At 72.2% G+C, this 10,464-nt stretch carries 8 protein-coding genes and 1 pseudogene; 7 read left to right on the top strand and 2 right to left on the bottom strand.

All coding sequences use genetic code 11. From position 1 onward, the window contains the following. The 3 genes and pseudogenes from AOK08_RS49095 to AOK08_RS10335 form a co-directional block, all read left to right on the top strand. Positions 1 to 178 (top strand): annotated as a pseudogene (locus AOK08_RS49095) (acyl-CoA dehydrogenase family protein); the annotation flags it as partial. A gap of 2 nt (positions 179 to 180) precedes the next feature. Further along, a partial coding sequence (locus AOK08_RS42995) for an acyl-CoA dehydrogenase family protein (RefSeq protein ID WP_277816017.1) occupies positions 181 to 543 on the top strand: 363 nt, incomplete at its 5' end. Next, positions 543 to 1,079, top strand: a complete 537-nt coding sequence (locus AOK08_RS10335; protein WP_055525191.1) for a nitroreductase family deazaflavin-dependent oxidoreductase — start codon at positions 543 to 545, stop codon at positions 1,077 to 1,079. The genes AOK08_RS42995 and AOK08_RS10335, both read left to right, overlap by 1 nt. Positions 1,080 to 1,205: 126 nt before the next feature. On the opposite strand, the gene AOK08_RS10330 is transcribed toward AOK08_RS10335, so the two are convergent. Further along, positions 1,206 to 1,853 carry a TetR family transcriptional regulator gene (locus AOK08_RS10330; protein WP_079053956.1) on the bottom strand — a complete coding sequence of 216 codons (648 nt, stop codon included), beginning with the start codon at positions 1,851 to 1,853 and terminating at the stop codon, positions 1,206 to 1,208. Positions 1,854 to 2,004: 151 nt separating this feature from the next. On the opposite strand from AOK08_RS10330, the gene kbpA reads away from it, so the two are divergent. The 4 genes from kbpA (at position 2,005) to AOK08_RS10310 (ending at position 7,356) form a co-directional block, all read left to right on the top strand. After that, positions 2,005 to 2,724 carry an AfsK-binding protein KbpA gene (gene kbpA, locus AOK08_RS10325; RefSeq protein ID WP_055525189.1) on the top strand — a complete coding sequence of 240 codons (720 nt, stop codon included), beginning with the start codon at positions 2,005 to 2,007 and terminating at the stop codon, positions 2,722 to 2,724. Between the two features lie 260 nt (positions 2,725 to 2,984). Continuing rightward, positions 2,985 to 5,402, top strand: coding sequence for a protein serine/threonine kinase AfsK (afsK, locus tag AOK08_RS10320; RefSeq protein WP_055525188.1), 2,418 nt, complete (start codon positions 2,985 to 2,987; stop codon positions 5,400 to 5,402). Between the two features lie 140 nt (positions 5,403 to 5,542). Then, a complete protein-coding gene (locus AOK08_RS10315; protein WP_055525187.1) occupies positions 5,543 to 6,562 on the top strand; it encodes an ATP-binding cassette domain-containing protein in 1,020 nt (339 codons plus the stop codon). Continuing rightward, positions 6,559 to 7,356, top strand: a complete 798-nt coding sequence (locus AOK08_RS10310; protein WP_055525186.1) for an ABC transporter permease — start codon at positions 6,559 to 6,561, stop codon at positions 7,354 to 7,356. Before AOK08_RS10315 ends, AOK08_RS10310 begins: the two co-directional genes overlap by 4 nt. Here the strand turns inward: AOK08_RS10310 and AOK08_RS10305 are convergent. After that, a partial coding sequence (locus tag AOK08_RS10305) for an ATP-binding protein (protein ID WP_055525185.1) occupies positions 7,337 to 10,464 on the bottom strand: 3,128 nt, incomplete at its 5' end. The two genes, AOK08_RS10310 and AOK08_RS10305, sit on opposite strands and share 20 nt — an antisense overlap.

Raw genomic sequence — 10,464 nt, 5'->3', positions numbered from 1 at the left:
CCGGCAGACCTCCCTCGACGCCACCCGCCCGCAGGCCCGCCTCGAACTCCGGGACGTGGCGGCGGAGTTGCTGGGAGACGGGGAGGTCGACGCCGGTGCGTGTCTCGCCCGTGGCGGAGACCTCGCCGCCACCGTGCTGGCCGCCGAGGCCGTCGGGGCCGCCGAGCGGATTCTGGAGNNTTCCAGGCCGTCAAGCACCGGCTCGCCGATGTGTACGTCCAGGTCCAGGCGGCACGCTCGGCCGCCTACTATGCTGCCTGGGTGATCGCGTCAACTACCTTGAAAGAGCAGCGAGTTGGCGCCCTCGCCCTCGCCCAGGGCCTCGACTCCCTCCGTACCGCCGCCGCCGAGGGCATCCAACTGCACGGTGGTGTCGGCTTCACCTGGGAGCACGCGGCCCAGCTCTACTTCAAGCGCGCCGCGGGCGACGAGCTGCTGTTCGGGCCGGTGCACCGGCTCCGGGCGCACGCGGCCGACGCCGCGCGGCTCTTCGACACGCTCGACACGTTCGACACGTTCGACACGGGAGAGGTGGCCGTCTGATGTCCGCGGCAAAGGCGATGGTCGTGAAAGTGGTCCAGAAGGTGTCCTCGACGCGGGCCTTCGCGCGCGTCGCCCCGCACGTCATCCCCGCGCTCGACCGCGCCGTCCACCGGCTGACCAAGGGCAAGGTGCTGCTCAGCGCCCAACTGCTGCCCGGGGTCGTCCTCAGTGTGCGCGGAGCGAGGAGCGGGCAGCTCCGGCGTACCCCGCTCGCCTGTATGCCCGAGGGGGCGGGACCGGAGGCGGGCGCGGGCAAGGACTCCGGGCACGGTTGGCTGCTCATCGGGTCCAACTTCGGGCGTACCGGTCATCCCGCCTGGACCGCCAATCTGCTCGCCCACCCGGAGGACGCCGAGGTCAGTTGGAAGGGCGAGGACATCCCGGTCACGGCCCGGCTGCTGGCCGGTGCGGAACGGGAGGAGGCCTGGAAGGCGCTGCTGGCCTTCTGGCCGCCGTACGCCACGTACCAGTCGAGGGTCGAGCGGGAGATACGGATCTTCCGGATCGTACGGCGACAACAGCCGTCGCACTCGTAGCAGCCGCTGTTTGGCCGGTGATGTGCGACAGGCGGTGGTCCGCCGGAGTGAGCCGGAGTGAACCACCGCCTGGGTGACAGGACTTGGGCCTGAATCGGCCACGGAACCTGGATAAGTGGGCCGGGGCTATTTCGTCGGCTTCTTTCCGGTCACGCCCAGGTGGACCAACTGGGCAAGGTTCGGCTTCAGTTCGGCCTGCTTCACACCCCAGGTCTGGAAGCCCTTCTGGTGTGAGGCCACCGCCGCGAGCATCGCGACGAGGGAGCCGGCCATGGCGGCGGGGCTGACGTCCTTGTCGACCCTGCCCTTGGCCTGGAGGTCGGTGACCGTGTCCGTAAGGGAGTTGGTCACGGAGTTGAGGATCTTCATGCGGATCTTGTAGAACCGCTTGTCGCCCTCGGCGGCGCCCAGATCGACGACCCGGAGGATCGCGTCGTTGCGCCGCCAGAACTCCAGGAACCCGTCGACGAGTTCCTGCGCGGTCTGCCAGCCCGCCTTGCCGACCCAGGACCGTCCCGCGAGCAACTGGGTCAACCCGGCGCCCTCGGTGGCCATTTGCTCGGCGATCTCCAGGACGGCGCCTTCGACGTCCGGGAAGTACTGGTAGAAGGTCGCGGGCGAAGTCCCCGCCTTCCGGGCGACATCGATGACTTTGACGTCCCGGTAAGGGGAAGAGCTGAGCATCTCGCTGAGGCAGTCGAGCAGCTTCTGCCGGGTCGCCTGCCCACGCCGACCCGCCACACGGCCGTCGACGGTACGCACTTGTCCTGTCATGTCGTCAGCTTACCGAGGGGTGATCGGAGCGCGATTCGGCCGACTGCAAATGGGGTGCGGGGGAGATGCGAAGGGGTTTGGGAGGGCCTCCGGACGGCCTCTTGGCGGTCCCTGGAGGGCGGTATGGGGCAAGGGCCGTTAACTTGACGGTATGGCCGAAAACAGGGCATCCGCCCACACCGAGGGCGTCCCCTGCTGGGTGGACGCCCAGCTGCCCGACGTAGAGGCGGGCAAGCGCTTCTACGGTGAGCTCTTCGGGTGGACCTTCCGGGAGAATGAGGGCCTGACGCAGGCCCTGTGCGGCGGCGAACCCGTCGCCTCCCTCGGCCACAAGACCGACGGCCGGATGCCCACCGTGTGGACGGTGTACTTCGCCGCCCCGGACATCCATGCCCTCGTCGCCCGGATCCACGCGGCCGGCGGACAGGTGATCACCGCGCCGGTCCCGGTGGGCGAACTGGGGACCACGGCACTGGCCACCGACCCCGAGGGCGCCGTTTTCGGCCTCTGGCAGTCCGCCGAGTACCCCGGATTCGGCCGCCGCCACGAGCCCGGCACCTTCGCCTGGGCCGAGCTGTACGCCCGGGACACGGCCGTGGCCAACACCTTCTACGGCAACCTCTTCCACGAGGCCCTCTTCGGTCCGGACGCGGCCCCCGACTTCGGCCGGGCCGCCGTGTCCGAGGTGTTCCCGGCCGAGATGCCGCCGCATTTCCTGGTCCACTTCGCCGTCGAGGACATGGAGGCGGCGCTCGGCGCGGTGAACCGGCTCGGCGGACGTGTCCAGGCACCGCCCTTCGACACTTCGTACGGGAATGTGGCGGTCGTCACGGACAATCAGGGAGCGTCGTTCGCACTCCTCCGAAAATGAGCCGCCGGCAGCCGTGATCAGCCCTCTTCGGGCGTCATGGCCCGCGCCGAAACGGGCGTGAGCGGGGGCGGGAGCGACCGCGCGCGGACAGTTGACACCGGTATGGGCGTAGACATCCCGTTTTGTGTCCGAGTTCGCAACCTGTGCCCGGGCCAGGAAGAATCGGGGTCCGTGCCGCCAACGCGGTGGCGGTGGTGAGACGCTGCACGGGGTCGCGTACATATGTGGTGACGTGGCTCGTACGGGGAGGTGGCAGGCAAGTGGTGGATCAGCTGACGCAGCACGACCCGCGGCGGATCGGGCCGTTCGAGGTGCTGGGGCGGCTGGGTGCCGGCGGAATGGGGCTGGTCTATCTCGCGCGCTCGGCCTCCGGCCGGCGGGTGGCGATCAAGACGGTCCGGACGGAACTCGCCGAGGACCAGCTCTTCCGGGTCCGCTTCACCCGTGAGGTGGAGGCGGCGCGCGCCGTCTCCGGCTTCTATACGGCCGCCGTCGTCGACGCCGATCCGCGTGCCGCCGTACCGTGGCTGGCCACCGCGTACGTACCCGCGCCCTCCCTCGAAGAGATAGTGAACGAGTGCGGGCCGATGCCGGCCCAGGCGGTGCGCTGGCTCGCGGCGGGGGTCGCGGAGGCGCTCCAGTCCATCCACGGGGCCGGGCTCGTCCACCGTGACCTGAAGCCGTCCAACGTGCTCGTTGTCGAGGACGGGCCCCGGGTCATCGACTTCGGTATCGCGTCCGGCGTCTCGAACACGCGTTTGACGATGACGAACGTCGCCGTCGGTACGCCCGCCTACATGTCCCCCGAGCAGGCGAAGGACTCACGCAGCGTCACCGGCGCCAGCGACGTGTTCTCGCTCGGCTCGATGCTGGTCTTCGCGGCCACCGGCCATGCCCCCTTCCACGGCGCGAACCCCGTGGAGACGGTCTTCATGCTGCTGCGCGAGGGCCCGGACCTCGAAGGCCTGCCGGACGAACTCCGCCCGCTCATCGAATCGTTGATGCAGATGGAGGCGACCGGCCGCCCCAACCCCGCCGACCTCCAGGCGCAGTTGGCCCCGCACCTCTACGGCTCCGGCTCCGACGACAGCGGAACGGCCTCCGCCTGGCTGCCCGAACGGGCGGTGAGCCTCATCGAGGCCCGGCGCGCGGGCCACCAGGCACCGAAGCCGCAGTCGTCCGGCGGCGGCAGGGGCGGCGGCCGGCCGGCGATCCCGCCCCCGCCGTCCCACGACCCGGCACCGGCCTTCGGCCGCGGCCCGGGCCCCGGCCTCGTACCCGCGTCCGGGCCGGGCCCCATGCCGCCCGCGCTGCCCGCCCTTCCGGCCCTGCCGTCCGGAGCGCCCGACACCGGCCCCGTACGGCTGGCCGGCGCACCCGTGCCCATCGGCCCCGGTCCGCGCGTCGCCGACGCCCGCGCCGCCGCCGTACAGGCGCCCCCGCCGGAGGCCGGTCTGGTCGCCTCCTGGTCGCGCCCGCGTCCCGGTGTCAACGGCGCCGACCCGAACCCCGCGCTGGTCTCGCCGCCGCTGCCCCCGGAGTCCCCGACGGGCTGGCGCCCCTGGCGTTTCCGCATGTCGAACGATGTCTGGGGCAAGCCCGCCGTCGCCGGTGACCTGGTCTACGTCACCTCCTTCGAGGTGCACGCCCTCGACGTGATGACGGGCCGCCGCCGCTTCAAGACGAGGGACGTCGCCTGGTCGATGGCGGTCGCGGACGGCCGGATCCACGCTTCCGACGGCCCGACCCTGTTCGCGCTGGACGCCCGTGAGGGCATGGACCTGTGGCGGCTGTCCACGGACGCCTGGGTGTACTCCCTGAAGGCCGACCGGGGCACCGTCGTCACCGGCACGCGCGGCGGCGGCGTCCAGGGCTGGGACGCGGCGACCGGCCAGAAGCTGTGGGAGCACACCGGCGCCCAGACCGACTTCGAGTCCCCGGAGGCCGGCCCGCAGCTCCACGAGGGCACGGTCTTCGTCTGGCAGGACGGCCGACTGCGCGCCCTGGACGCCCGTACGGGTGACGAGCGCTGGTCCTACCCGATCGGCGACGCCGCCTCCTGCGGCGGAGTCCCGGTACGGCTGACCCCGGGCCCCGACGGCCAGGTGTACGCCTGCGCCGGCACCCGTGTCCTCGCGATCGACATCGCCGGCGGCCATGTCCGCTGGCACTTCGAGGCACCGGCGGTCTTCCTCTCGCCGCCCACCTTCGCCCCCGGCCCGGCGGTCACCGGCGGCGGCGTCTACCTCGCCGACTACCTCGGTACGGTGTACGCCCTCGACGCGGCCGACGGGCGCGACCGGTGGCGGATCGCGACGGAGTCCCGCGCGTCGACCGAACCGGTACTGGTGGCGGCGGGCCATGTGCACGTCGGCAGCGGCAAGGGGCTGTACACCCTGGACGCGGTCACGGGTACGCCCAAGTGGCGCTTCCAGGCGGGCGGCGACATCGTGGGCGCCCCGGCGGTCGCGGAGGGCCGTATCCACTTCGGTTCGACGGATCACCTCCTCTACACCCTGAAGGCCGACGACGGCCGCCTGCGCTGGAAGCTGGCGACCGGCGGCGAGATCACCGGCGCCCCGGTGGTCAAGGACGGAGTGGTGTACGCGTGCAGCAAGGACCGGTGCGTGTACGCGCTGGACGCGGAGAAGGGGACGGGGACGGCGCGGACCTCGTGAGCGAGCCTTGTGGTTGGGCGGGAGGGGCGCCGGTCGACGTGGTCGGCGGCGCCCCTCCCGCCTTTCCCGGGGGCCCGGTTTCAGGGCACTGAAACCGGCGTGAGACCGCGCTGAATGCGCCGTGCCGCAGTCTCTGCGGCATGACACCGACGACATCCACTTCACCCACGACACCGACAACGACACACTCACTCGCCATCGAGGCCAAGGGGCTGCGGAAGGCCTACGGGGACAAGACGGTCCTCGACGGGATCGACCTGGCGGTGCCGGCCGGTACGGTCTTCTCGCTGCTCGGGCCGAACGGCGCCGGCAAGACCACCGCCGTGAAGATCCTCTCCACCCTCGTCTCCGCCGACGCCGGCGAGCTGCGCGTCGGCGGCCACGACCTGGCGCTCGCCCCGCAGGCCGTACGGGCCGCGATCGGCGTCACCGGGCAGTTCTCCGCCGTCGACGGACTGATCACCGGCGAGGAGAACATGCTCCTCATGGCGGACCTGCACCACCTGCCCAGGCAGGAGGGCCGCCGCACCGCCGCCGAACTCCTGGAGCGCTTCGACCTCACCGACGCCGCGAAGAAGCCCGCCTCCACCTACTCCGGCGGTATGAAGCGCCGTCTCGACCTCGCCATGACGCTGGTGGGCGGACCGCGCATCATCTTCCTCGACGAGCCGACCACCGGCCTCGACCCGCGCAGCCGCCACAACATGTGGGCCATCATCCGAGGGCTCGTCGCCGACGGCGTGACCGTCTTCCTCACCACCCAGTATCTGGAGGAGGCGGACGAACTCGCCGACCGTATCGCGGTGTTGAACGACGGCAGGATCGCCGCCGAGGGCAGCGCCGAGGAACTCAAGCGGATCGTCCCCGGTGGCCACGTCCGGCTCCGCTTCACCGACCCGGTGGCCTATCAGTCGGCCGCCGTCGCCCTGCGCGAGGTCACCCGGGACGACGAGGCACTCGCCCTCCAGATCCCCAGCGACGGCAGCCAGCGCGAGCTGCGCTCCATCCTCGACTGGCTGGACTCGGCCGGTGTCGAGGCGGACGAGCTGACCGTGCACACCCCCGACCTCGACGACGTGTTCTTCGCCCTCACCGGCCCCACCACAGCTGTATCCAGCCAGGCCAACCAGGCCAACCAGCCCAAGGAGTCCGTCCGATGAGTACCAGTGCCCTCTCCCTCGCCGTGCGCGACTCGTCCACGATGCTGCGCCGCAACCTGCTCCACGTACGCCGCTACCCGTCCATGACACTGAACCTGCTGCTCACGCCGATCATGCTGCTCCTGCTGTTCGTCTACATCTTCGGCGACGTGATGAGCGCGGGCATCGGTGGCGGCGGCGCCGACCGCTCCGCCTACATCGCCTACATCGTCCCGGGGCTGCTGGTCATGACGATCGGCAGCACGGTGATCGGGGCGGCGGTGTCCGTCTCGATGGACATGACCGAGGGCCTCATCGCCCGCTTCCGCACGATGGCGATCCACCGGGGCTCGCTGCTCATCGGGCACGTCGTGGGCAGCGTGTTGCAGGTGCTCGCCAGCCTGGTCCTGGTCGGTCTCGTCGCCGTGGCCATCGGCTTCCGGTCGACGGACGCGACGCCCCTGGAGTGGCTGGCGGCCTTCGGACTGCTCGCCCTGTTCGCCCTGGGGCTCACCTGGATCGCGGTCGGGATGGGGCTGGCCAGCCCGACCCCGGAGGCGGCCAGCAACATGGCGACGCCGCTGATCCTGCTCCCGCTCATCTCCAGCGCCTTCATCCCGGCCGACACGATGCCGGGCTGGTTCCAGCCGATCGCCGAGTACCAGCCCTTCACGCCCGTCATCGAGACCCTGCGCGGGCTGCTCCTCGGCACGGAGATCGGCGTCAACGGCTGGATCGCCCTCGCCTGGTGCGTCGGCCTGACCGTGCTCGGCCACCGCTGGTCGACGGCCTCGTTCAAGCGCGACCCGAAGTAACCGTGACGGCCATGACGGCGCGGGCCGCGTCCCGCAACTCGTCCCGCCCCAGGGCGGCGTACTCCGACACCGCGTCGGCGTACGCCGCCCCGTCGGCGTTCCGGGCCGCCTGCCGGGCACGGTCCTCCGACATCGTGGGCTGGTAGTCGCGCAGCACCTGTAGCCGCTCGGCGAGGGCGATCATGCGTACGGAGGTCGACGGGTCGTCCCCGGAGGCCAGGGCCGCCAGGCCGAGGGCGTGCAACACCGTTCCGTACACGGGGAGTTCCATGGGTGTGTGGGACGTACCGGAGAGCATGGTCCGCAGTGCCTGCCGCAGCCGGCCGGCCGTCGCCGCGACCAGTTCGAGGCGGCCGGCGTGCGCGTGCGCGGTGACCGCCGCCGACTGGATCTGGAGCGCCCACCGGTCGAGGAAGGGATCACCGCTGTGCAGCGGACCGGCCCCGGCAACCCCCTCCACGGCGCCGCGCCACAGGCCGAGCCCGACCTCCGTCAGCCCACGGGCGAGGGCGAGTTCGGCGCGTCCGCCGAGATCGGCGCCGTCCGCGTTCTCGGCGGCGGTGGCGGCCTTCTGCGGCGAGGCGTCGGCACCCTCCGCCTGCCGCAGCCAGTACTCGGCCTCGTCCGGGTCGCCGCGTTGCAGACAGGCGAGTACGAGCCCCCAGCGGACGCCGATGTTGTCGCGCTCGTCGCCGAGCCTCGGCAGCAGATCGAGCGCCGCCCTGAGCTGCTCGTACGCGGCATCGCCCTGCCCCAGCCGCAGGCACAGCTGACTGAGCCGGGCATGCCCCATGACCTGCATGAACGGGTTGTCGACCGGGGCCAGCGCGGAGACGGTACGGCGGGCCGAGGCGAGCGCCCGGTCGATGTCGTGCTCGGCCTCCCAGACGTACGTGGCGACGCACTCGGCGACCCCGGCGAGCAGCGGCTGCTCGCTGTCGCAGAGCGTGCGCAGTACGTCGTAGCGGGGAGGGACCATCTCGGGGATCGCGCCCAGCACCACCGCGATGGCCCGCACCAGCGTGTCCGGCGGGGCCGGGGGCAGGCGCCGGAGGGTGACGAGCTGGCGTACGGGGACCGGGCCGTAGCCCATGAAGAGGCTCGCCGTGCACAACACGGCTGCGGCGCGGGCGACTTCGACGTACTCGGGCTCGGGCCGGTAGTGCGACAGCGGCGGGCCGGTCTCGGCGGCGAGGGCGGCGAGGCGCAGGTAGTTGGAGCCGGTGGACCACAGCGCGGTGAGGACGGCGGTGAGGGCGGCGATGGTGGGGCCGTCCGAGCGCGCCAGGGCGTGGCGCAGGGCCAGTACGAGGTTGTCCTGCTCGGCCCTGATCCGCTCCCCGGCGGCCGGCGGCGCCGATCCGAAGTACCAGTCGTGGTGAGAGACCCCGAAGTCCCGGGCCCAGGCAAGGAATTGACCGACGGCGGCCTCGTCCCCGCCCGCGTCCGTCCGCCGGGCGGCGCTGAACTCCCGTACGGTCTCCAGCATGCGGAACCGGACACCGGCCGGGGTGTCGGCGACCGTGAGGAGGGACTGGTCGGCCAGTTGCTCCAGCAGCAACAGCGCGTCCTCGCCGAGGAGTTGTTCCGCCGTGTCGCCCGCGAAGCCGCCGGGGAAGACGGACAGCAGGCGCAACGCGGCCCTCGCCTCCTCGTCGAGAAGATTCCAGCTCCAGTCGACGACCGCGTGGAGCGTACGGTGCCGCTCCGGCGCATCCCTGGCGCCGCCGCGCAGCAGCGCGAACCGGTCGCCGAGGCGGCGGGCGATCTCCGGCACCGACAGCACCCGTACCCGCGCCGCCGCAAGTTCCACGGCGAGCGGCAGCCCGTCGAGATGCCGGCACAGCCCGGCCACCACGTCCGACGGCAGCTCCACACCGGGCCGGGCGGCCCGCGCCCGCTGCGTGAACAGCTCGACGGAGGTGGCGAGTTGAAGCTCGGGCAGCGCGTACACGGCCTCGGAGGTGAGGCCCAGCGGAGCGCGACTGGTGGCAAGCACCCGCAGGTTCTCCGACGATGACACCAGAGCGCGTACGAGGCCGGCGGCACCGGCGATGACCTGCTCGCAGTTGTCGAGGACCAGCAGAGCGGGCTCGGCGCCGAGGACGCCGAGGATGCCGGACACATGGTCGTGGCCGCCCGCGCCGCCTCCGGGCCGTTTGTCACCCGCGCCGAGCGCGGAGGCGACCTCGGCGGCGACGTCCTCGTCGGCGGTGACACCGGCGAGCGGCACGAAGTACACCACGCGCTGCTCGGCCCGGCGGCTGACGGCGTGCGCGAGTCGCGTCTTGCCGAGACCACCGGGCCCGACGACGGTGACGGCACGGGAGGCGTGCAACAGCCGCTCGACCTCGGCGATGTCGTGGTCCCGCCCGAGCAACGGATTCGGCTCGTGCGGCACGCCGTGCCGGACGGCGGGGGCTTCACCGGACAGCAACGCCTGCTGAACTGCCTTGAGTTGAGGTCCGGGGTCGGTGCCAAGCCCGTCGCGCAGCTCACGGCGGTACGCCTCATAGCGGGCGAGCGCGGCCGACGGGCCGGCTGTCGCCGCCTCGGCACGCAGCAGCTCGGCGAGCACCTCTTCGTCGCGCGGCTGCTCGGCGGCGACGGCGGTCAGGGGCCCGGCGGCCTCCGAGTGCCGCCCGAGCCGGGCGAGCGCGAGCGCTCGCGCGCGTACGAGGGATCGGCGTACGGGGGCACGCTCGGCGCGGAGCGCGGCAAGGGGGTCGTCGGAGTCGCCGAGGTCGCCTTCCTCCGAGGGGGTCCCCTCCCAGAGGGCGAGCCCGGCCTCGGCGGCGGCCAGTGAACCGGTGTGGTCCCCGGCCCTGGCCCGGTCCGCGCTCGTGGCCGCGTGGAGCAGCAGGGCGGAGCTGTCGACCTGCTCCTCGGCGAGGGCGAGCCGGTAACCGGTCGGCGTGCTCGCGATGACGTCGGCGCCCAACTGCGCCCGCGCCCTGGACACGAGCACCTGCAACGCCTTGCCCGGCCGCTCCGGCAACTCCTCCGGCCACAGCCCCGCCACCAGCCGCTCGGTGCCGCAGCCGGCGCGCAGATCACCGGCGAGCAGTGCGAGGAGGGCGCGGAGGCGGGGGGCGGTGACTTCCTGTC

The sequence above is a fragment of the Streptomyces graminilatus genome, from assembly GCF_001418565.1.
Classification (GTDB): Bacteria; Actinomycetota; Actinomycetes; order Streptomycetales; family Streptomycetaceae; genus Streptomyces; species Streptomyces graminilatus.
The sequence above is the reverse complement of the archived record's forward strand: the minus strand, read 5'-3'. Positions and strand labels throughout refer to the sequence as shown.

Excerpts from the sequence above, each read along its gene's own strand:
- AOK08_RS10335 (WP_055525191.1), top strand. The coding sequence starts at position 543 with ATGTCCGCGGCAAAGGCGATGGTCGTGAAAGTGGTCCAGAAGGTGTCC.
- AOK08_RS10330 (WP_079053956.1), bottom strand. The coding sequence starts at position 1,853 with ATGACAGGACAAGTGCGTACCGTCGACGGCCGTGTGGCGGGTCGGCGT.
- kbpA (WP_055525189.1), top strand. The coding sequence starts at position 2,005 with ATGGCCGAAAACAGGGCATCCGCCCACACCGAGGGCGTCCCCTGCTGG.
- AOK08_RS10315 (WP_055525187.1), top strand. The coding sequence starts at position 5,543 with ATGACACCGACGACATCCACTTCACCCACGACACCGACAACGACACAC.
- AOK08_RS10310 (WP_055525186.1), top strand. The coding sequence starts at position 6,559 with ATGAGTACCAGTGCCCTCTCCCTCGCCGTGCGCGACTCGTCCACGATG.